This is a genomic window from Streptococcus oralis (assembly GCF_023110055.1).
GTDB classification, from domain to species: domain Bacteria; phylum Bacillota; class Bacilli; order Lactobacillales; family Streptococcaceae; genus Streptococcus; species Streptococcus oralis_BY.
Genome location: NZ_JALDVG010000001.1, coordinates 39,206 through 60,626 on the forward strand (window position 1 = coordinate 39,206; position 21,421 = coordinate 60,626).

A 21,421-nucleotide genomic window follows, 5' to 3' on the forward strand; every position below is an offset into this window, starting at 1 on the left:
AAATCAATGCCAAATTACAATATTCCATTTTCACCTCCCGATATTACCGAAGCTGAAATTGCTGAAGTAGCGGATACCCTTCGTTCTGGTTGGATCACAACAGGTCCGAAGACAAAAGAACTGGAGCGCCGCTTGTCTCAATACACACAGACACCTAAGACTGTCTGCCTCAACTCTGCGACAGCCGCTCTTGAGTTGATTTTGCGTGTTTTGGAAGTGGGACCTGGGGATGAAGTCATCGTTCCAGCTATGACTTATACAGCTTCATGTAGTGTTATCACACACGTAGGAGCGACACCTGTCATGGTGGATATTCAAGCAGATACGTTTGAGATGGACTATGACTTGCTTGAGCAAGCCATCACTGAAAAGACTAAGGTGATTATTCCGGTTGAGCTTGCAGGGATTGTTTGCGACTATGATCGTTTGCTCCAAGTGGTGGAGAAGAAACGGGACCTCTTTACAGCTGCTAGCAAGTGGCAAAAAGCCTTTAACCGTATCGTAATTGTCTCAGATAGTGCCCATGCTTTGGGATCTACTTATAAAGGACAACCAGCTGGATCTATCGCTGACTTTACTTCCTTCTCATTCCACGCCGTTAAGAACTTTACAACGGCTGAGGGAGGAAGTGCGACTTGGAAAGCCAATCCAGCGATTGATGACGAAGAGATGTACAAGGAGTTCCAAATCCTTTCCCTTCACGGTCAAACAAAGGATGCTCTTGCCAAGATGCAATTGGGTTCATGGGAGTACGATATCGTCACACCAGCCTACAAGTGCAATATGACCGATATCATGGCTTCGATTGGTTTGGTACAATTGGACCGTTACCCAGCTTTGCTAGAACGTCGTAAGGACATCGTGGACCGCTATGATCGTGGTTTTGCAGGTTCTCGCATCCGTCCATTGGCACACAAGACTGATAGTGTCGAATCTTCACGCCACCTCTACATCACCCATGTAGAAGGAGCAAGTTTAGAAGAACGCAACCACATCATCCAAGAATTGGCCAAAGCAGGAATTGCAAGTAATGTACACTATAAACCGCTTCCTCTCCTGACAGCCTATAAGAATCTTGGTTTCGATATGGCAGATTATCCAAGAGCCTATGCCTTCTTTGAAAATGAAATTACGCTTCCTCTTCATACAAAATTAAGCGATGAAGAAGTTGATTACATCGTTCAGACTTTGGTGAGAATTTCTGAAGAAATCCTCGGTTCTGGAAAAAAATAATAAAAAATCTTGACAAAAAGCGGACAATAGCATATAATATTCTCAACAAATCAGAAAAGTAACTATTTTTGATCTTCAGGGAGCCTGTGGTGATTGTGAACAGGTGGTTGGAAGTAGTGAAAGTGGGCTGATTTTAAAAATGAATTTGAAACAATGAAAATTCGGTGCGCACACCTTACAGTGCAACTTGTTGTTAGACAAGGCAGAGATGTAAAGGGGAATAGTCCCTTTATAATTGAGGTGGCACCGCGTTACCAACGCCCTCACATGGAAGTAGATTCTGTGTGTGGGCTTTTTTCTTTCGGTCATTTTGTTTATCTTTTATTAGGGCGTTAAGTCGCTTTGATGAACTTGAGTTCTATCTGCAGCTCCTTGCCTACTACTAAAAGCAAACAAAAAGCCGAATTAATATGGAAAGAGGAAAAATTTTATGACAACTAAAGGTTATTTTGGACAATTTGGTGGTAGTTTTGTACCGGAGCCGATTCAAGCTTTGTTGGATGAGTTGGAAGTGACATTTGACAAGTACAAGGATGATCCAGAGTTTTTGGCAGAATTTCGCCATTACTTGAAGGATTATTCTGGTCGCGAAACACCGCTTTATTTTGCGGAAAGTTTGACAGAGCACCTAGGTGGAGCTAAGATTTATCTCAAGCGCGAAGATCTTAACCACCTTGGTTCTCACAAGCTCAACAATGTTCTAGGTCAAATCCTTCTTGCCAAACGTATGGGCAAAAAACGAGTGATCGCAGAAACAGGAGCTGGTCAGCACGGTGTTGCGACAGCAGCTGCTGCAGCCAAGTTTGGTATGGCTTGTGATGTCTACATGGGTGCAGAAGATGTGGAGCGTCAACGACTCAATGTCTTCCGTATGGAGATGATGGGAGCGACTGTTCACGCAGTTGAAACGGGGACACGAACTCTTAAGGATGCGGTTGATTCAGCCTTTGGAGCATGGATGAATGACCTTGAAGCCTTCTACGTTTTGGGATCTGCTGTAGGGCCTCATCCTTATCCTACCATTGTTCATGAATTCCAAAAGGTCATCAGTGAAGAATCTCGTCGCCAAATCTTGGAAAAAGAAGGCCGTTTACCAGACTACGTCATTGCCTGTGTAGGTGGTGGCTCCAATGCTATCGGTGCTTTTTCGCAGTATGTGGCTGATGAAGAAGTCAAATTGGTTGGGGTCGAAGCTGCCGGTCATGGACTTGACACAGACAAGCATGCAGCCACTATGACAAAAGGTAGTGTCGGAATTGTCGATGGTATGAAGACCTATGCAGTCTTTAAGGAAGACGGAGAGCTGGCGCCAGTTTACTCTATCTCAGCTGGTTTGGACTATCCAGGGGTTGGTCCAGAACACGCCTACTTCAAAGATTCTGGCCGCGTAGAATACGTAGCAGCGACAGATGAAGAAGCTGTTCAAGCCTTGCTCCTTCTAAGCAAGACTGAAGGGATTATCCCAGCGATCGAAAGTTCGCACGCTATCGCAGAAGCGGTTAAACGTGCACCGAAACTAAGTAAAGATGAGATTATCATCATCAATGTCTCTGGTCGTGGAGACAAGGACGTAGCTGCCATTGCAGACTACCTGGAAGCTAAAAAATAAGAGATGGAAAAATTACAGTCTTTTCTCTCACAGAGAGCTTGTGGTTGCTGGAAACAAGCAGAGAAAGCTGTAAGGTTGGGTCCATTTGAAACGAGAGAAGAAAACATAATTCTCAAGGAAGTGCCCTTTATCGCACAGCCTGTTACAGGAGCTATCTGAGACAGGAATGAGAGATAGGAGAAATCCTATAATTGAGGTGGCACCGCGAATTTCGTCCTCACGCAAGTTATTTTGCGTGGGGATTTTTATATATTTTTCGTAGATATGTAGATATGGCTATCAGTTTTAAATTATGCTTCATCACTAGATAGATTTCTATAAAATATTTGCGAGCAAAGTGATCATTGAACCGCTATTTCCCGCCATGGTGGTATCCTAGAGAAGCAAAGATGCTTCTCTAGGACGGAATTTTTGAGAGTAAAATAGTTTGGGGAACTATTTTAGCCTGAGCCTAGAAATGAATGAGCGAGGAGCTCGAAAATTAGGTCTTTCATTTCATGGATTTCTAAAATCATCCACTGGATAATTTTACCTCCCGTCCGCACTATTTAAGGGAAATAGAAAAAAGGTAAGAAATTAAGACTAAAAGTCTATAAATTATTGACTGAAAGGGAAATTACAATGGAACGAATCATTCATGGAGATGTCTTATCACCAATCTTGGCTTATATGCGCTTAAAAGGACAACACAAGGTGATCTTAGAAAGTATTCCGAGAGACAAGGAAACCGCTCGTTTTTCTATCCTAGCTTATAATCCTGTTTTTGAGATTCAGTTTGAAAATGGAGTTCTTTATCAAAATGGTCAAGTGATTGATCGGGATCCTTTGGATTTCCTTTATGAAGTGACTCATAAGAGCCAGCACCATTCAGACTCAGACCTACCTTTTGGTGGGGGAGCCATTGGTTTTGTTGGTTACGATATGATCTCGCTCTATGAGGAAATCGGTCAAATCCCTGAAGATACAATTGGGACACCAGATATGCATTTCTTTGTCTATGAGAGTTATATGGTCTTTGACCACAAGAAAGAAAAAATTCATGTCATAGAGGATGCTCTTTATAGCGATCGCAGTCAAGAAGATTTGGAAAAAGCCTTGAACCAAGTGCTTGAGGAATTACGCATTCCTGCTCCAAATGAATTTGAAGATTTGGATCTATCTCCGCTGAACTTCAAACCGCATATCGCTCCTCAGAAGTTTGAGCAAATGGTGGAAACAGCTCGTGGCTTGATTCGTAATGGTGATATGTTCCAATGTGTGCTCAGTCAACGCTTCTCAGCAGAAGTTACTGGAAATCCATTTGATTTCTACAGAAATCTCCGCGTGACCAATCCTTCTAATTACCTCTATTTCTATGATTTTGGGGATTATCAAATCATCGGTGCTAGTCCTGAAAGTTTGGTTTCTGTCAAAAATGGCATTGTAACTACCAATCCGATTGCCGGTACGCGACCAAGAGGAGCAACGGATGAAGAGGACAAGGTCTTGGCAACTGATCTGCTTTCTGATGAGAAGGAAACAGCAGAACATCGGATGTTGGTAGACTTGGGGCGTAACGATATTGGCCGCATCTCTGAAACGGCAAGTGTCCAAGTCACTAAGTATATGGAAGTGGAGCTCTTCCGCTATGTCATGCATTTGACCAGCGTGGTCAAGGGACGTTTGCTTCCAGACCTCACTGCCATGGATGCTTTGAAAGCTACACTTCCAGCTGGAACAGTTTCAGGGGCACCAAAGATTCGGGCCATGAGACGCATTTATGAACTGGAGACGGAAAAACGAGGCGTATACGCAGGAGCAATCGGCTACTTGTCTGCGACGGGTGATATGGATTTCGCTATCGCCATCCGAACCATGATTCTCAAAAATCAAACAGCCTATGTGCAGGCTGGGGCAGGGATTGTCTATGACTCTATTGCCCAAAACGAATACCAAGAAACCATTAACAAGGCTAAATCTATGACTAGAATTGGAGAACTAAGACCATGATTTTATTGATTGACAACTATGATTCTTTTACCTATAATTTGGCTCAATACATTGGGAATTTTGCAGAAGTGCAGGTCTTGAGAAATGATGATCCCAAGCTGTATGAAGAAGCTGAAAAAGCAGATGGTCTGGTCTTTTCTCCCGGTCCTGGTTGGCCGGTTGATGCTGGAAAGATGGAAGACATGATTCGTGACTTTGCAGGTAAGAAGCCGATTCTAGGGATTTGTTTGGGTCACCAAGCCATCGCAGAAGTCTTTGGTGGGAAATTAGGTTTGGCTCCAAAGGTCATGCATGGGAAACAGAGCCATATCAGCTTTGAAGCGCCATCTGTTCTCTATCAAGGTATTGAGGATGGTCGTCCAGTCATGCGTTATCACAGTATTTTGATTGAAGAAATGCCAGAAGGCTTTGAAGTGACAGCTCGTTCGACTGATGACCAGGCTATTATGGGAATTCAACACAAAAGCCTGCCGATTTATGGCTTCCAGTACCATCCAGAAAGTATCGGAACGCCAGATGGCTTGTCTTCTATTCGGAATTTTATAGAGAGGGTTGTAAAGTGAGGAAACTAGGATGAAAGAGATTATTGAAAAACTAGCAAAATTTGAAAATTTATCAGGTGTGGAAATGACGGATGTCATTGAGCGTATCGTAACTGGGCGTGTAACCGAAGCTCAGATTGCTTCTCTTCTCTTGGCCCTTAAGATGAAGGGGGAAACACCGGAAGAGCGTACAGCCATTGCACAAGTCATGAGAGGACATGCCCAACATATTCCAACTGAAATTCATGATGCTATGGACAACTGTGGTACAGGTGGGGACAAGTCCTTCAGCTTTAACATTTCCACAACTGCAGCCTTTGTCTTGGCTGGTGGCGGCATTCATATGGCTAAGCACGGTAACCGTTCGATTTCTTCTAAATCGGGTTCGGCAGATGTCCTTCAAGCATTGGGCATCAATCTTGACCTCAAACCAGCTGAACTAGGTAAGGTCTTTGATAAAACTGGCATCGTCTTTCTCTTTGCTAAAAATATGCATCCAGCTATGAAATACATCATGCCAGCACGTTTGGAACTAGGAATTCCAACGATCATGAACTTGACTGGTCCACTGATTCACCCAATGGCTTTGGAAACACAGCTTCTTGGTATTAGTCGTCCAGAACTTCTAGAAAGTACAGCTCAGGTTTTGAAAAATATGGGTCGCAAACGTGCCGTCGTGGTTGCTGGACCAGAAGGTCTTGATGAAGCTGGCTTGAACGGAACAACCAAGATTGCTCTTCTTGAAAATGGCGAAATCACCTTGTCAAGTTTCACTCCAGAAGATTTGGGGATGGAACGCTACGCTATTGAAGATATCCGTGGAGGGAATGCTCAGGAAAATGCAGAGATTTTGCTTAGCGTTCTTCAAAACGAACCAAGTCCATTCTTGGAAACGACGGTCTTGAATGCTGGTCTTGGTTTCTATGCTAATGGTAAGGTAGCTAGTATCAAGGAAGGTGTTGCCTTAGCCCGTCAAGTGATTGCTAGTGGCAAGGCCCTTGAAAAACTCAGACTGTTACAGGAGTACCAAAAATGAGTCAGGAATTTTTAGCACGAATCTTAGAGCAGAAGGCGCGTGAGGTCGAGCAAATGAAGCTGGAGGAAATCCAGCCCTTGCGCCAGACCTATCGCTTGGCAGAATTTTTGAAGAATCATCGTGACCGTTTGCAGGTAATCGCTGAGGTCAAGAAAGCTAGTCCTAGTCTGGGAGATATCAATCTCGATGTGGATATTGTGAAACAGGCCCAGACTTATGAAGCAAATGGAGCAGTGATGATTTCGGTTTTGACAGATGAGGTTTTCTTTAAAGGGCATTTGGATTATCTGCGGGAGATTTCCAGTCAGGTAAACATTCCAACGCTCAACAAGGACTTTATCATCGATGAAAAGCAAATCATCCGTGCTCGCAATGCCGGCGCGACAGTTATCCTGCTCATCGTGGCTGCTTTGTCAGAAGAACGCCTCAAGGAACTATATGACTACGCGACAGAGCTTGGTCTGGAAGTCTTGGTGGAGACCCACAATCTAGCTGAACTAGAAGTGGCCCACAGAATGGGTGCTGAGATTATTGGGGTTAATAACCGCAACTTGACCACCTTTGAAGTCGACTTGCAGACTAGTGTAGACTTGGCCCAGCACTTTAAGGAAGGTCGCTATTACATTTCTGAATCTGCTATTTTCACAGGGAAGGATGCAAAACGCGTTGCACCATACTTTAACGGAATTTTGGTTGGGACAGCACTCATGCAGGCAGAAGATGTAGCCCAGAGAATCAAGGAGTTGCAGATTGACAAAGGTTAAGATTTGTGGACTATCGACCAAAGAAGCGGTAGAAACAGCCGTATCAGCAGGGGCAGACTATATCGGTTTTGTCTTCGCACCCAGTAAAAGACAGGTGACCTTGGAAGAGGCTACAGAGCTGGCAAAGCTCATTCCTTCCGATGTAAAAAAAGTTGGCGTATTTGTTTCACCAAGTCGGACAGAATTGCTAGAAGCGATTGACAAAGTTGGTTTGGACTTGGTTCAAGTTCATGGTCAGGTAGCAGATGATTTGTTTGAGGATTTACCTTGTGCCAGCATTCAGGCGGTGCAGGTAGATGGAAATGGTCACGTGCCTCATTCTCGGGCAGACTATCTACTCTTTGATGCGCCTGTGGCAGGGAGTGGCCAGACCTTTGACTGGGGCCAACTGGATACAGCAGAACTTGCTCAGCCCTTCTTTATCGCAGGTGGGCTTAAGGAAGACAATGTAGCAAAAGCAATTCAACATTTCTCTCCCTATGCAGTAGATGTATCAAGTGGAGTGGAGACAGATGGACAAAAAGATCATGAAAAGATTAGAAGATTTATAGAGAGGGTAAAGCATGGCATATCAAGAACCAAATAAAGATGGATTTTACGGAAAATTCGGTGGACGTTTTGTCCCAGAAACTTTAATGACAGCAGTTTTGGAGTTGGAGAAGGCCTACCGTGAAAGTCAGGCAGACCCAAGTTTCCAAGAGGAATTAAACCAACTTTTGCGCCAGTATGTGGGACGTGAAACTCCTCTTTACTATGCAAAAAACTTGACCCAGCATATCGGTGGCGCCAAGATCTATCTCAAACGGGAAGATCTCAACCATACAGGGGCTCACAAGATTAACAATGCCTTGGGACAGGTTCTTCTGGCTAAACGTATGGGCAAAAATAAAATTATCGCTGAAACAGGTGCTGGTCAGCACGGTGTGGCAACTGCAACAGCTGCAGCCCTCTTTAACATGGAATGTACCATCTACATGGGTGAGGAAGATGTTAAACGCCAAGCCCTTAACGTCTTCCGTATGGAGCTTTTGGGAGCCAAGGTCGAGGCTGTGACTGATGGTTCGCGCGTGCTCAAGGATGCAGTTAATGCAGCCCTTCGTTCATGGGTGGCAAATATCGATGATACCCACTATATCCTTGGTTCTGCCTTGGGACCTCATCCATTCCCAGAAATCGTCCGTGACTTCCAAAGTGTCATCGGTCGAGAAGCTAAACAACAGTACCGTGATTTGACAGGACAAGACTTACCAGATGCCCTAGTAGCCTGTGTTGGTGGGGGTTCGAATGCCATCGGCCTTTTCCATCCATTTGTGGAAGATGAGTCTGTGGCTATGTATGGAGCTGAAGCAGCAGGACTAGGTGTGGATACGGAGCACCACGCAGCTACCTTGACCAAGGGTCGTCCGGGTGTCCTTCACGGTTCCCTCATGGATGTGCTTCAAGATGCTCATGGTCAAATTCTTGAAGCCTTCTCTATCTCAGCAGGTTTGGACTATCCTGGTATCGGTCCAGAACATTCTCACTACCATGATATCAAACGTGCCAGCTATGTTCCTGTGACTGACGAGGAAGCTTTGGAAGGTTTCCAACTCTTGTCTCGTGTGGAAGGAATTATACCAGCCTTGGAATCAAGCCACGCCATTGCCTTTGCAGTGAAATTGGCCAAAGAACTCGGTCCAGACAAGTCCATGATTGTCTGCCTATCCGGTCGTGGGGACAAGGATGTAGTTCAAGTCAAAGACCGCTTAGAAGCAGATGCAGCAAAGAAGGGAGAAGCTCATGCCTAAGACATTAACAGAAAAATTAAAGGCTATAAAAGCGACTGGAAAGGGAATTTTCGTTCCTTATATCATGGCTGGGGACCATGAGAAAGGTTTAGATGGTCTCGCTGAAACAATCCACTTTTTAGAAGATTTGGGTGTTTCAGCTATTGAAGTGGGCATTCCCTTTTCAGACCCTGTCGCAGATGGACCTGTTATCGAAGAAGCAGGCTTGCGAAGTCTAGCTCATGGGACTTCTACTCAGGCTTTGGTTGAAACCTTGAAAACCATTCAGACTGAGGTGCCACTGGTCATCATGACCTACTTCAACCCCCTCTTTCAGTACGGTGTGGAAAATTTTGTCAAAGATTTGGCAGATACAGCTGTTAAGGGCTTGATTATTCCAGACTTGCCTCACGAGCATGCCAATTTTGTAGAACCCTTTTTGGTAGCTACAGACATTGCCTTGATTCCCCTAGTTAGCTTGACAACAGGGATTGAGCGCCAAAAAGAGTTGATTGAAGGGGCAGAAGGCTTTGTCTATGCCGTTGCCATCAATGGGGTGACAGGGAAATCAGGCAATTACCGGGCAGACTTGGACAAGCACTTGGCACAATTGCATCAAGTAGCTGACATCCCAGTCTTGACAGGTTTTGGTGTATCTAGTCAAGCCGATGTCGAACGTTTTAATGCGGTGTCAGATGGCGTTATCGTCGGTTCGAAGATTGTAAAAGCTCTCCACCAAGGAGAGCCGATTGAGGACTTTATCAAACAAGCAGTAGCTTACCAAAAATAATCACACAAGCAGCAAGTAAGAGGAAAGGCACAAAAGGAAGTCTTTCCTTTTTCTTTTGCAGGAGAAAGGCTAGGATTCCCGTCGCAGAAGCAAACTGGATCAAGATGAGTAATTCTGTCACGCTAAAGACGAGAGCGCAAGAAGCAAGAAAGAGAAAATCCCCTGCACCCATGCGGATATCTATGAAATGAGCCATGATTCCAAGGATAATGAAGAAGACCATGACTAGATTCCAACCACAGAAAGCCATGAGGATTAGGTGGAAAGTCAACCAGGCCAGTAGGGGATACTCCTGATGGCGAAAGTCATAGATACCCAAGGTCAAACCAGCAGTGATGAGGATGACTTGTCCTATGGAAATCCAGCCCCAAGACCAAGCCAGAAAGACAAGCCCTAAGCCGAGTTCAAAGAGGGCATACCAGAATGGATAACGAATCTTGCAGTAGCGACAGCGAAAGCGATTAAAGACCTGCGAGAGGATAGGAAACAAATCCAACGGTCGCAAGCGAGTCTGACAGGAATCGCAGTGACTAGCTGGTCGGATAATGGATTGCTCAGGGAAACGGTCAATGACCAAACCCAAGAAAGAAGCGAGAATGCTCCCGACAAGAAAAAAATAAAGATCAATCATACTTATCTATTCGTAAAAAATAGAAGAAGTAGTATAATAAAGAAACATTGATAAGATGGTGAGGAAATAGATGACAATTCGTTTTGAAGAAAATATGAGCAAAGAAAATGCTCAGCACGTATGCCAATGGTCCAACTCCCTTGGCAAGTCCTTTCAAGAACAATGGATGGGGACAATGATTCCTTTTCCCTTGACCATTCCAGTCTTGCAAGATTTGGAAGGAATCTTTTCAATCTTTGATGGACAAGAGTTTGTGGGGCTTATCCAGAAAATCAGGCTAGAAGACAGGAATCTTCATATCGGGAGATTTTTTATCAACCCCCAGAAACAGGGGCAGGGCTTAGGTAGCCAGGCTTTAAGGAAATTTGTTAGTTTGACCTTTAAAAATGAAGACATAGATACTATTTCTCTAAATGTCTACGAGGCAAATCAAACAGCTTACAATCTTTACCAAAAAGAAGGATTTGAAATCGTTCAAATGGTTGAAACACCTATACGAAAATACATCATGAAAAAGGGTAGATAGGAGTCACGTAGGACTAGATTCCCAAGGATTTCTCAAGATAAGGAAGTTATCTTTCAAAGTTAGAAACAAGGCTTCTATGATTTTTTAGATAGAGGAGATAAACATGTCGAGATGTAGAAAAATACGAATCTTGCTCGCTTCAGTAATTGCCTTAGTTGTTGGTATCAATCTTTATTTTCAGTATCAAAACCACCAAGAACATATGCAATTAAAAACCTCCTTTGAAGAAAAGGACAATATAACTGTTTTACAACATTTAATGGATTCAGGAAAATATGCGTCTGACATGCGAAAAGCAGGCTATATTGTTCCTCCCGACGGTGCTATCCGCTTGGATGGAGGAATTGACTCCATAGGGATAAAAGGAGACATCGATTTGAAAATGTTGAATCCTAGTAGGGATGAAGTCTCGGTTTTATTTGAAACAATGGTAAATGAGGAACAAATAAATGCCTACTATATTTTAGATAATCATTTAACCCTAAAACGTAGTTACTATTCTCATATTAGGAATCAGAAAAAAGAAAGTGTGACCATCTCTCAAGCCGAAGAAGAACGCCTGTTAAAGATTGTTCGAAAAGAGTTGAAAGCTTTTCTAGATAAGATGTATCAGACTTTGTATGGTTGATGTTACTAGTGAGAAATGGATGCGAGACTCTGTGCAGAATGTCAACGATGATGAGAAAGGGGGGGATAAAATGTTTACAGAATTGCTTTTTATTGTCTCTTTAGTGTTACTTTTACGTTTGTTTAAGAGTAGACGCTCACGAATGATTATAGGAGTCTTGTATAGTTTGCTGCTAGTCTGGTTTGTCTTTTCAGTTTTGAACTATGGCAAATACACTCTTCAACCAGGTCAATCTGTCAACTTAAGAGTAAATCCCAGAACACAAGATTTGGAATACTATTCACTCTTCATCTTGAAGAAAAACGATTCAAGTAAAATTAAATTAACTGGCTCTAGTGTTTGGAGTGAGAGTAATGGTGATGTTTACTATGAAGTAGAGGGACAAAAAATTATAAAAAGCCATGGTTTCGACAAGGAGGATGAAGAACTTCCAAACAAGCAACCAGATATTTATTTAGAAAAAGATGGAGTTGTTGTGAGTTACCAAGGTGAAAAAGTGTTTGATGCCACCAATAACAAACCCTACACGATCACCATTACCAATGTAGACAATCAACCAGCCCAGTTTGAGGCTCAAGTGGTGGATAAATAAGCTAGTCTAGTAGTGTGCAAGCTTTTAAATTTTCTTTCTTTAAAAAGGGAGATCTTATTTTAAATATGCAAAAAAGCCTTGAAACCAAGGCTTTTCCTGTTGACATTACCTTTTAACGAAAAATGGGAAGCGTGTTTAGAATCCGATCTACAAAAAAAGAGGACATTTACGGTCCTCTTTTTGACTACTATAATGAAAAGGTCAATTAAGGTTTAGCCTTATTTTTCATCTTTGTGAAGCATGTTTTTCACACCTTCAATAGCGCCTTCGACAGCGTCTTTAGCATCTTCGGCAACTTCTTTTACTTTAGAAACAACTTTTTCAGCTGTTCCTTCTTTTTCCATTTTTTCATCGCCGATCATTTTGCCGACACCTTCTTTAATGGAACCTTTTGCTTGGTTTAATTTTTCTTCTGTTGACATGATTCTGCCTCCTTTAAATTGATTGATTTTGATCAGATGAATTAGTGTACGCGAGCTTTTTCATTTGTTTCGCCTTTAACGGCTTCAACACCTTCGCCTACTTTTTCTTGAACAGCAGCAACACCTGAACCGATACCAGATTTCACTTTTTCAAATTGTTCTGAAGCAAATTCTCCTGTTGAAGAAGCCACGTCAGTTACTCGGTCTTGGAGGCTAACTGAATCTGCTTCATGCTGTTCCTTCGTTTTGATATCAACAACATTCACATTGACTTCAACAACTTCTAGATCCGTCATTTTTGTAACTTGTGATACGACTACATCTTTGATTTCTTTGTACAAAGCTGGAACATTCTTTTGGTATTCAACAACAATGTTCAAGTCAACTGCAACTTGCTCTTTCCCAACTTCAACATTGACACCATGAGTGACATTATCAGTATTGATAATTTTTTCTGTTAGATTAGAGAAGAATCCTCCATCAACATCCAAAAGTCCAGGTACTTTTTCAAGTGAAAGACCAATGATTTTTTGGATTACTTTATCTTCATAAGTGAGTTCCCCTTTAACATTTTGAGAAACAACAGCAACATCTTTTTTTTCTACATTTTTATCTACGTTTGACATACGAGACTCCTTTATTTATTTAAATATTTTTCCTTAACATAGTATCCAGCAAATGCTCCTAGGGCTCCACAAATTAGTACAAATAGTGTTTTGAAAAAGCCAAAGGATAAGATAAAGCAAGCGAGAATGACACCTACTAGACCTGCAATGATTGGATACTGGTATTTTTTAAACCATTCCATTTTTTACTTCCTTACTTTACACGACTAACAGTCTTTTTGGTCGTTTTTGGAGGTTCAAATTCTTTCACTTTAACTTCAAGTTTTACCTCACGTTCAATACCAAAGAACTGCTTTAATCCATGAGTTATTTCATTCTGAATGACTAGACATCGATTTGAGATGTTGTCTGAAGGAAGAATTTTCCCTTCTACAGTAACGAAACATTTATTTTTGCGGCTATTTACATGGACCGTTGGTTCTTTCATCAACTGATGATCAATGACCAAACATCGAACAAAGCCTTCGATAGCTGAATTTTTTAGTTTTAATGTATCTTCTTGAGTTTCTAATTGAATCTCTAGATATTGTTTAGGATAAAAGAGTATCACTAACATTGAAATTAAAACTAAAACAGATAGGACAAGTGTCCCCCAAAAGACATATCTAGCAATCAGAAATTCAGCGTAGAGTTCTCTCCAACTGAATAAGTGGATATCTAAATCACTGACCTGATGATAATCTATGAGAATAGGAAGGAAAATAGTCAAGATTAAGATACAGAAAATAAGTAACAATATTTTCTTTGATTTTGACATATTAAATCCTTTCAATTGAAAAGCTTTAAACCATAATTTTACCCGTCTATAGTATTCAAAATTATGGCTTATCACTTTTAATTTCTTATTAGGTAATGCTTATTTTTTACCAAATAGAAATGAAACGACTGCAACAACAATCACAGCACCAACGATTGACGGAATAATAGCCATTCCAGCCAATGAAGGTCCCCAGCTTCCTAGAAGTGATTGCCCTACAGACGAACCGATAAGACCTGCAAAGATATTTGCAATCAATCCCATTGAACCACCTTTTTTAGTGATTGCACCTGCGATGAGACCAATAAGACCTCCTACAATAATGGACCACAACATAGTGTATCCTCCTTTTCTATTTCTAAATCAAAGAGTCAATTTCTTTGATTGAACTAATTATATACTATCTCAACTTGGAAACATAATAGTTCGTCTTAAAAACCGTACTGTAAACATGTACTTTAGATACAAATAAATAAGAAAATCTTGATGCTACTGGGTTTCTAAGGGATTAGACTAGTCTTTTTATGACAAGCAAAAGTCGTTGTAAGAGGATAAATGCACTCCATGTGGTATAATTGCATGAAGATTGAAAGACAATCCTTCAGTTTATTATAAAGAGAGAAAAGCTATTCATGAGAGATTTATTATCGAAAAAAAGTCACAGACAATTAGAATTATTAGAATTACTATTTGAAAACAAACGCTGGTTTCATATTTCAGAACTAGCAGAATTATTGCACTGTACAGAACGTTCTGTAAAAGATGACTTGTCCCATGTCAGGTCTTCCTTTCCTGACTTGATATTTCATTCCTCAACAAACGGCATCCGTATCATAAATACTGACGATAGTGATATTGAGATGGTCTATCATCATTTTTTTAAGCATTCAACTCATTTTTCAATTTTAGAATTTATCTTCTTTAATGAAGGATGTGATACTGATAGTATTTGCAAAGAGTTTTATATCAGTTCTTCCTCTCTTTACCGTATCATCCGTCACATTAATAAAATTATTAAGAAACAATATCGTTTTGAAATTAGCCTCAATCCAGTTCGAATCACTGGAAATGAAATCGATATCCGTTACTTTTTTGCCCAATATTTTTCAGAGAAATATTATTTCCTCGAATGGCCCTTTGAAGATTTTTCGGTAGAACCTTTGTGTAAGCTATTAGCACTGGTCTATAAAGAAACTGCATTTCCAGTCAATTTCGCCACTCAACGAATGTTAAAGTTACTCCTCGTAACAAATTTATACCGAATAAAGTTTGGTCATTTCTTGGAAGTTGAGAAAAATTCTTTTAACAATCAATTGTTGGAATCTTTTATGCAGGCAGAAGAAATCGAAGAGATTGTAGCGAGCTTTGATTCTGAATATCAGATTTCTCTGAATAAAGAAGTGATAAGTCAACTGTTTGTATCCTATTTTCAAAAAATGTTTTTCATAGATGAAGAAGTATTTCTCAACCATGCAAAAACAGACAGCTATGTAAAAAAATCGTATCAGTTATTGGAAAATCTAGTAGATCAGGTATCAAGAGAGTATAATCTCCAAGTAGACAATAGAGACAATTTGATTTGGCATCTGCATAATACAGCACATCTGCATCGTCAGGAATTATCGACAGAGTTTATACTATTTGATCAAAAAGGTAATACAATCAAGAACTTTCAAAATATTTTCCCTCGCTTTGTTTCAGAGGTGAAGGAAGGGATTGAACACTATCTAGAGGCTTTGGATATGGATCGTAATTCAATGAAGGTCAATCATTTGACCTATACTTTTATCACCCATAGCAAACACTTGGTGCTAAATCTTTTACAAAATCAACCTAAATTAAAGGTTTTGGTCATGAGTAATTTTGATCAGTATCACGCAAAATCAATAGCAGAGACACTTTCTTACTATTGTAGTAACAATTTTGAACTGGAAGTTTGGAGTGAATTAGAGTTATCACTTGATGCTCTAAAAGAATCACCTTATGACATCATTATTTCTAATTTTATTATTCCTCCTATTGAAAATAAGAGACTGATCTATTCCAATAATGTCAATACAGTCGCTCTCATCTCTTTGCTTAACGCAATGATGTTTATTCGATTAGACGAGTAACTAAGAATCAAAAAACGCTAGATAGCGTTTTTTGTTTTATAAGAAAAGAATTTCATCTATATTAGACTCAGAATATCCTAAAAATCTTGTCATTTCTTAGTTCAGAACAAACAAAAAAGCCTTGACTCCAAGGCTTTTTTAGTGTAATAAACTCATTAAAACAACTCCCAGTAAGGTGTGGAATGTTTTTTAGTCTGTGTCATATAAAAATAAATAGAATGAATAGCTATAGCTAGAGCTAAAATGGTTGTAATACTTACTACTATTATAGGATTAGAAGCAAAGATTAAAGAGAGAATCAAGGCAGCCAGATAGAGTGTAGCTTGGACACAGTAGTAACTTTTCGAATAGCGAAGATAGTGTTTGTTATAGGGCCCATTTGCTAGGACAGCAGCTTGGAAGAGGCCAATTCCGATATAAAAGAAGCTGGTTGCAAAGAGAAGATTAGTTTCAGGATTCAGAAGAAAACTCATCGAAACGGTCATCATAAGAAGTCCAATGAAAATAGGATAGTGACTGTAAATTAGAAATAGTCCCTTTTGATTAGATTCTTCATCAATAGCATGGTCGAATTGAACAAAATAAAACAAGAACAGAGAAAGCATAATAATGAAATAAAGAACCGAATAAATCGAGAAATTCTCGATTGTAAAGAAGTTAACTAGCCCCATAATCATCTCTCCAAACGTAATAATGACAAGAAGGGAGATGCGCTCGATTAAATGGGGGAGAACTATCTGGAAATGATCATCTTTACTAATCGAGGTAATTGGCGTAATAAATGTTAGCAGAATACTAGCATAAAGGATATAGACTCCAATGTAAATAGGAAGAAGAGCTGCTAGATAGATTTCTAAACTTCGTAGACCTGTTATCCATAGAAAACCTTTGATACTTTCCCTATGAACATTATCGGTTGATTTTTTAAAAAACTCAACCAAATATTGAAAAAATAAGGTAAGGGTTAATGTACCAATAGCCCAACAGACATAATGAAAATATTGTTGCCAATCATCTTTAATCAAATTGGATATAAAGAGTAAAAGTCCCATATTGATAAACATGATTACCATGTTAAATAAAGAGTTCTTTCCATAGCGATTGGTATAAACGGTTTGAATCATCCAGGCATTGATGAGAAGCAAGACAGACATGAAAAAATCAAGCAAAGAATTCCAAGTCAAAATACCGTTATGAAGATGGTGAATTAAAGCAGTTACTTTTGAAATCGCAAAAACAAAAACTAGATCATAAAAAAGTTCTGAATAATTTACACGTTTATGTTTAACAAGAGTTGTCATCTTAAGACCTTTCTATTTTAGAAGTACAATTTATTATAACAGAAAATGGTAATGAAAAAAAAGGAGATGCTTAAATAACTTCATGTGACGCGAATGAACTGCGCCACAAAAGTTAGGTTTTTTCTGTCTAACTTTTGGGGTGCAGTTCAGAAGGGGTGTTTTTTCTATCGTTTTTTAGTGCTAAGACTACACAAAAAAGCCTTGATTCCAAGGCTTTTTCCTGTTGATTTAGATGCCCCCTACAGGGATTTGGAAAGGACTTTCATATTGAGAGCAATTAAAAATATTGAAATATAAGTGATTTTAGGTATTTTCAATGTCATGATTTAAAAATGGGACAAAAGTGGGGCAAAAACCATACAGATTCTAAACTGTATGGTTCTTTTTTTATCTAACCAAGAAAGGTTAAAACTTATTAAAACACATGCAATCAACTGTTGAAAACTTTTTAGTCCGTGTAATATAAAAACAAGTAAAAAGTTGAACTATAGGGAATATTGTGTCATAATAGGTAATAGATGAATAATTAATAGATTGGAAATAATGCTTTCTTACCTTAACAAGTTGAATTGGTTATACATTTTTTCGTCTCAATTGTACTTATCTCTCAAGTTTAGTTAATTTTTATTAGCTTTGTTTTCGAATCAATAAAACAAATTTTAGAAGTGCATAAGACAAGATGGTGACATTACTACAGTCATTGCTAATCGCTATGTCTGCCTGGTACAGACTGTTTGTGCCGTTGGCTATTTACCAGTCAGTTTAATCAAAGGGCTTAATTTTTATTGTTGAAAGGTTTTTATATGGGGAAAATTCTCTCTTTAGGTCTGACAGGTAAGAAATTACTTGCTCAGGGTTTCTTGTTTGTTCTGCTAGGTCTTATCTTGATGGTCACGGGGACTTGGTTGCCAGTAACGATTATTCGACTGGCTCTGTTTTTAGCTTGGATAGCAACGGTCGTAGATTTGCTATTACGAGTTTTCAAAAAAAGCCAGTCAACGGATACCTTGGGAGTTGCACTGGTTAAATTGTTAGTGCTGGGATATTTGCTAGGTTCTAATCTTGCGACTGATATACCGATTTATGTTCTGGCTCTTGTGATTGGAGTTTATCAGATTTTTAGGGCCACGATTAATCTTGTCACCTATGTTCTCTACCGTAAAAATAATATTCGACCTCGTTTTCGTCTCTTACTAGATGGTATTCTACTAGTTTTTCTTGGTGGAGCTAGTCTTTTGTCCTCTACGGGAAATTCTGTCTTTCAACTCTTTGTTTTAGGGGCTTATTTTTTCCTTTATGGTCTGTCCAATATCCGTGACGGTTTCTTATTTGAAGGGGAAATTGGGAAAAACCATCTCAAACGTCGTATTAGAATTAGCTTACCTATTGTCCTAGCCGCTCTCATCCCTGCAAGAACTTTAGCAAAAGTTAACAAATTTATGCTGGAAAATGCTGATGAGGAAGAAGATATCCATCTTGGAATAGTGAAGTCTGGTAAGACAGCAGAGCTAGAAATTTTTGTTCATACAGCTGAGACCTCTCTGTTTTCGGCAATTGGTCATGTGGATATCTGCTATCAAGGCCGTGTTATTTCTTATGGCAACTATGATCCGTCTTCTGAGACCTTATTTGGCATGGTAGGAGATGGTGTCTTATATTTCTGTGATCGTGACAAGTACATTGACCTATGTAAACGTGAGAGTCAAAAAACGCTTTTTGGTTATGGGATAGATTTGACGCCTGAAATGGAAAAAGCAGTTCAGAAAAAGTTGGCTGAATTGAAACAACTGACGATTCCATGGGAGCCAAGTGCAGATAAAATCATGACAGGTGATGGTAAGGAAGACTACACCTACGCTTATAAAATCAGACATGAGACAGATGGGGAACTTTATAAATTTATCAAATCTAAGTTTAAATCCTACTTTGTCTTATCTACAAACTGTGTGCTCTTGGCTGATACCATAGTCGGTCAGGCTGGCACCGATATCCTCTCACCCAAAGGATTTATCGCTCCAGGAACTTACCAAGCCTACCTTGACCGAGAGTTTGAAAAACCAAATAGTATAGTCGTATCTAAACATGTTTATTAATGAGAATTTATGAACTTAGTAAAAAAATACACCCCGTTAATCCTTTTTATAGGGCTGGTTGCTCTTGTAATTCTGAATGCATCGAGCTTTATATCAGGAGCAATCTCTCTCTTTGATGTAATATCAACCTTGATTTATGGTGCTGTTATTGCTTTTGTGCTTAATGTTCCTATGAAAAAAATTGAACAGTACTTAGTTAAATTGAAGGTAAAGGCAGAGTTGCGTCGTCCGATTGCCATGGTACTTGTTTTCCTAGCTCTTATCTTAATCGTGATTGCTCTTTTGGTTTTGGTGCTGCCAACCCTAGCCCAGACTATTAGTCAGCTGGGAACAGTCCTTTCAACAGTCCTTACTCAACTTGGGAAATTGCTAGGCAGCTCGGAATTTGTAACCAAAGACATGTTGTCAACTATCGTATCAGGCATACAGGGACAATCTAGTTCTATTAGCCAAGCTTTGATAGGTTTTTTATCAGGTCTGACTAGTAATATCGGCAATATTTTTTCAAGTTTGATGAATGCCTTTTTGATTATAGTCTTCACCTTTTCATTTTTATCCAGTAAGGAACATTTGGCAGCGATGACGAGTCGACTTCTAAAAGTTTTTCTTCCAGAGAAGGTGGTGATAAAGTTGACTTACATTGGACAAGTAGCACTAGAGACTTATGACCAATTTTTGATGAGTCAGCTGATTGAAGCAGTTATCATAGGAGTTATGATAGCGGTTGGTTACAGCGTGTTTGGGATACCCTATGGAGTAATGACAGGTATCTTTGCAGGAGTGCTATCGTTCATTCCTTATGTAGGGCCTATGATTGCTTGTGTTGTGGGAGCGATTTTTATCTTCACAGTGAGTCCTACTCAAGCCTTACTTTCTCTTCTTCTATATCAAGTTATACAGCTGATTGAAGGAAACCTTATTTATCCTAGAGTTGTAGGTCAGTCTATTGGTTTGCCAGCTATTTTCACGCTTGCGGCTGCTAGTATTGGAGGCAATCTCTTTGGCTTACTTGGGATGATATTCTTTACACCGATATTTGCTGTTATCTATCGACTGGTTAAAGAATTTGTCGTTGCAAAGGAAAATCAGGTAGATTAAGAAAAACTAAATTTAATAAGATATACTGAGAAGAGAGTGAGAGATTCTCTTCTCTTTTATTTTTAAATACTTTTCTACAAAAAGCTATTAGACGTTAAAAAAAGCCTTGGTTTCAAGGCTTATTTCTGTTGATTTAGATGTGCCCCCTGCAGGGCTCGAACCTGCGCCCCATAGCTTAAGAGTCTACTGCTCTACCAACTGAGCTAAGGAGGCAAATAAAAAGCTGAGAATGTAACTTCCCAGCTATTTTAATATGCCCAAAATGGCAGCTAGATTATTTACGAAAGGCATCAAGGATATAGGTGAAACCAACAATTAAAAATGCAAAGGCAACGACATAAACGACAAAGACACTTGTAGCTACTGGATTGAACAAAATCACTAGACCTAGTAAAAATGCAAGCAACGCTATCCACATGATATGGTTGCCAATAATAGGGAAAATCAATCCCAGACGATTGCCTTTAAAGAAAACTATAATGGCTTCTACAATTAACCAAATTCCTAAAATAGTTGGAATGACAACTGGCAGCGTCACAAAGCCATAGGCAACGAGGTAAAGAGCTAAGAGAAGATTAACAATCCCTTGGAAAAGATGAGCTGGTGAGCGAAGCTCTTTTGGTACAGAGAAATAGCCTAAAATAGCTGCTATAGAAGAAACCAGTAAACCAAATGCAATCCACCAGCTGTAAGCAACAAGATTAGCTACTGGGTTTGTAAATAGGAAAAGTCCTAAAAGGACAAAAACAACTCCTGCAAGGAATAGCAGTAAACGATTAGAAAATTTCATTTCAATACCCCCTATATAGTATAGTATAGTTTGATAATAAAAATATTATACACCTTTTTAGAGGAAATATCAATAAACTAAATGGAAAATTTGGAAGTTTCAGTCTGATTCATG

Annotated in this window: 23 protein-coding genes, 1 tRNA gene and 2 other annotated features; of the genes, 15 read left to right on the plus strand and 9 right to left on the minus strand. The window is 39.7% G+C overall.

Going from position 1 to position 21,421, the window contains the following annotated elements; all coding sequences use genetic code 11:
• Positions 1-6: 6 nt before the first annotated feature.
• From M1G01_RS00260 to trpA, 9 genes are all read left to right on the plus strand, one after another.
• Positions 7-1,233 carry a DegT/DnrJ/EryC1/StrS family aminotransferase gene (locus M1G01_RS00260; protein WP_001134529.1) on the plus strand — a complete coding sequence of 409 codons (1,227 nt, stop codon included), beginning with the start codon at positions 7-9 and terminating at the stop codon, positions 1,231-1,233.
• A 42-nt stretch (positions 1,234-1,275) separates the two neighbouring features.
• Positions 1,276-1,501 (plus strand) — a binding site (T-box leader).
• 162 nt (positions 1,502-1,663) lie between these two features.
• On the plus strand, positions 1,664-2,842 hold the full coding sequence (gene trpB, locus M1G01_RS00265; protein WP_247930868.1) for a tryptophan synthase subunit beta: 1,179 nt from the start codon (positions 1,664-1,666) through the stop codon (positions 2,840-2,842).
• Positions 2,834-3,064, plus strand: a binding site (T-box leader). It overlaps the preceding gene by 9 nt.
• 399 nt (positions 3,065-3,463) lie before the next feature.
• Positions 3,464-4,831 carry an anthranilate synthase component I gene (gene trpE / locus M1G01_RS00270; protein WP_247930869.1) on the plus strand — a complete coding sequence of 456 codons (1,368 nt, stop codon included), beginning with the start codon at positions 3,464-3,466 and terminating at the stop codon, positions 4,829-4,831.
• Positions 4,828-5,394, plus strand: a complete 567-nt coding sequence (locus M1G01_RS00275) for an aminodeoxychorismate/anthranilate synthase component II (protein WP_247930870.1) — start codon at positions 4,828-4,830, stop codon at positions 5,392-5,394. Before trpE ends, M1G01_RS00275 begins: the two co-directional genes overlap by 4 nt.
• A gap of 10 nt (positions 5,395-5,404) precedes the next feature.
• The gene (gene trpD, locus M1G01_RS00280) at positions 5,405-6,409 is read left to right on the plus strand and encodes an anthranilate phosphoribosyltransferase (protein ID WP_000658698.1); all 1,005 of its coding nucleotides are present in this window, start codon (positions 5,405-5,407) and stop codon (positions 6,407-6,409) included.
• Positions 6,406-7,173, plus strand: coding sequence for an indole-3-glycerol phosphate synthase TrpC (trpC, locus tag M1G01_RS00285; RefSeq protein ID WP_247930871.1), 768 nt, complete (start codon positions 6,406-6,408; stop codon positions 7,171-7,173). Before trpD ends, trpC begins: the two co-directional genes overlap by 4 nt.
• Positions 7,160-7,759, plus strand: coding sequence for a phosphoribosylanthranilate isomerase (locus M1G01_RS00290; RefSeq protein WP_247930872.1), 600 nt, complete (start codon positions 7,160-7,162; stop codon positions 7,757-7,759). Before trpC ends, M1G01_RS00290 begins: the two co-directional genes overlap by 14 nt.
• Positions 7,737-8,960 (plus strand): tryptophan synthase subunit beta, encoded by a 1,224-nt coding sequence (gene trpB, locus M1G01_RS00295; protein WP_125422038.1) that lies wholly within the window; start codon positions 7,737-7,739, stop codon positions 8,958-8,960. The genes M1G01_RS00290 and trpB (M1G01_RS00295) overlap by 23 nt, the downstream gene beginning before the upstream one ends.
• On the plus strand, positions 8,953-9,729 hold the full coding sequence (gene trpA / locus M1G01_RS00300; RefSeq protein WP_247930873.1) for a tryptophan synthase subunit alpha: 777 nt from the start codon (positions 8,953-8,955) through the stop codon (positions 9,727-9,729). The genes trpB (M1G01_RS00295) and trpA overlap by 8 nt, the downstream gene beginning before the upstream one ends.
• Here trpA and M1G01_RS00305 read toward each other — a convergent pair.
• Positions 9,701-10,360 carry a prepilin peptidase gene (locus M1G01_RS00305; RefSeq protein ID WP_247930874.1) on the minus strand — a complete coding sequence of 220 codons (660 nt, stop codon included), beginning with the start codon at positions 10,358-10,360 and terminating at the stop codon, positions 9,701-9,703. The genes trpA and M1G01_RS00305 overlap by 29 nt on opposite strands.
• A gap of 70 nt (positions 10,361-10,430) precedes the next feature.
• On the opposite strand from M1G01_RS00305, the gene M1G01_RS00310 reads away from it, so the two are divergent.
• From M1G01_RS00310 to M1G01_RS00320, 3 genes are all read left to right on the plus strand, one after another.
• Entirely contained in the window at positions 10,431-10,886 is a 456-nt protein-coding gene (locus tag M1G01_RS00310; protein WP_247930875.1) for a GNAT family N-acetyltransferase, read from the plus strand.
• A gap of 103 nt (positions 10,887-10,989) precedes the next feature.
• Positions 10,990-11,514, plus strand: coding sequence for a thiol-disulfide isomerase (locus M1G01_RS00315; protein ID WP_247930876.1), 525 nt, complete (start codon positions 10,990-10,992; stop codon positions 11,512-11,514).
• A gap of 70 nt (positions 11,515-11,584) precedes the next feature.
• Positions 11,585-12,106, plus strand: coding sequence for a hypothetical protein (locus M1G01_RS00320; protein ID WP_247931497.1), 522 nt, complete (start codon positions 11,585-11,587; stop codon positions 12,104-12,106).
• Between the two features lie 218 nt (positions 12,107-12,324).
• Here the strand turns inward: M1G01_RS00320 and M1G01_RS00325 are convergent, their stop codons facing one another.
• From M1G01_RS00325 to M1G01_RS00345, 5 genes are all read right to left on the minus strand, one after another.
• Positions 12,325-12,528, minus strand: a complete 204-nt coding sequence (locus M1G01_RS00325) for a CsbD family protein (RefSeq protein WP_000102421.1) — start codon at positions 12,526-12,528, stop codon at positions 12,325-12,327.
• A gap of 41 nt (positions 12,529-12,569) precedes the next feature.
• Positions 12,570-13,154 carry an Asp23/Gls24 family envelope stress response protein gene (locus M1G01_RS00330; RefSeq protein WP_247930877.1) on the minus strand — a complete coding sequence of 195 codons (585 nt, stop codon included), beginning with the start codon at positions 13,152-13,154 and terminating at the stop codon, positions 12,570-12,572.
• An 11-nt stretch (positions 13,155-13,165) separates the two neighbouring features.
• On the minus strand, positions 13,166-13,336 hold the full coding sequence (locus M1G01_RS00335) for a DUF2273 domain-containing protein (protein WP_000454669.1): 171 nt from the start codon (positions 13,334-13,336) through the stop codon (positions 13,166-13,168).
• Positions 13,337-13,347: 11 nt separating this feature from the next.
• Positions 13,348-13,911: an alkaline shock response membrane anchor protein AmaP gene (amaP, locus tag M1G01_RS00340; protein WP_247930878.1), complete on the minus strand. Its 564-nt coding sequence runs from the start codon at positions 13,909-13,911 to the stop codon at positions 13,348-13,350.
• A gap of 99 nt (positions 13,912-14,010) precedes the next feature.
• Positions 14,011-14,247 carry a GlsB/YeaQ/YmgE family stress response membrane protein gene (locus tag M1G01_RS00345; RefSeq protein ID WP_000964741.1) on the minus strand — a complete coding sequence of 79 codons (237 nt, stop codon included), beginning with the start codon at positions 14,245-14,247 and terminating at the stop codon, positions 14,011-14,013.
• A gap of 296 nt (positions 14,248-14,543) precedes the next feature.
• On the opposite strand from M1G01_RS00345, the gene M1G01_RS00350 reads away from it, so the two are divergent.
• Complete coding sequence (locus M1G01_RS00350) at positions 14,544-16,025, plus strand: AcpB/EbpR/MafR family transcriptional regulator (protein WP_247930879.1); 1,482 nt, start codon at positions 14,544-14,546, stop codon at positions 16,023-16,025.
• A 155-nt stretch (positions 16,026-16,180) separates the two neighbouring features.
• On the opposite strand, the gene M1G01_RS00355 is transcribed toward M1G01_RS00350, so the two are convergent.
• Positions 16,181-17,326 (minus strand): low temperature requirement protein A, encoded by a 1,146-nt coding sequence (locus tag M1G01_RS00355; protein WP_213952212.1) that lies wholly within the window; start codon positions 17,324-17,326, stop codon positions 16,181-16,183.
• Positions 17,327-18,129: 803 nt separating this feature from the next.
• Between M1G01_RS00355 and M1G01_RS00360 the strand changes: the two genes are divergently transcribed.
• Positions 18,130-19,419, plus strand: coding sequence for a DUF308 domain-containing protein (locus M1G01_RS00360; protein WP_131200110.1), 1,290 nt, complete (start codon positions 18,130-18,132; stop codon positions 19,417-19,419).
• 9 nt (positions 19,420-19,428) lie between these two features.
• A complete protein-coding gene (locus M1G01_RS00365) occupies positions 19,429-20,517 on the plus strand; it encodes an AI-2E family transporter (RefSeq protein ID WP_181146609.1) in 1,089 nt (362 codons plus the stop codon).
• 140 nt (positions 20,518-20,657) lie between these two features.
• Here the strand turns inward: M1G01_RS00365 and M1G01_RS00370 are convergent.
• Positions 20,658-20,730: transfer RNA gene (locus tag M1G01_RS00370), tRNA-Lys, on the minus strand.
• A gap of 61 nt (positions 20,731-20,791) precedes the next feature.
• Positions 20,792-21,307: a DUF308 domain-containing protein gene (locus M1G01_RS00375; protein ID WP_000672740.1), complete on the minus strand. Its 516-nt coding sequence runs from the start codon at positions 21,305-21,307 to the stop codon at positions 20,792-20,794.
• Between the last annotated feature and the right edge of the window lie 114 nt (positions 21,308-21,421).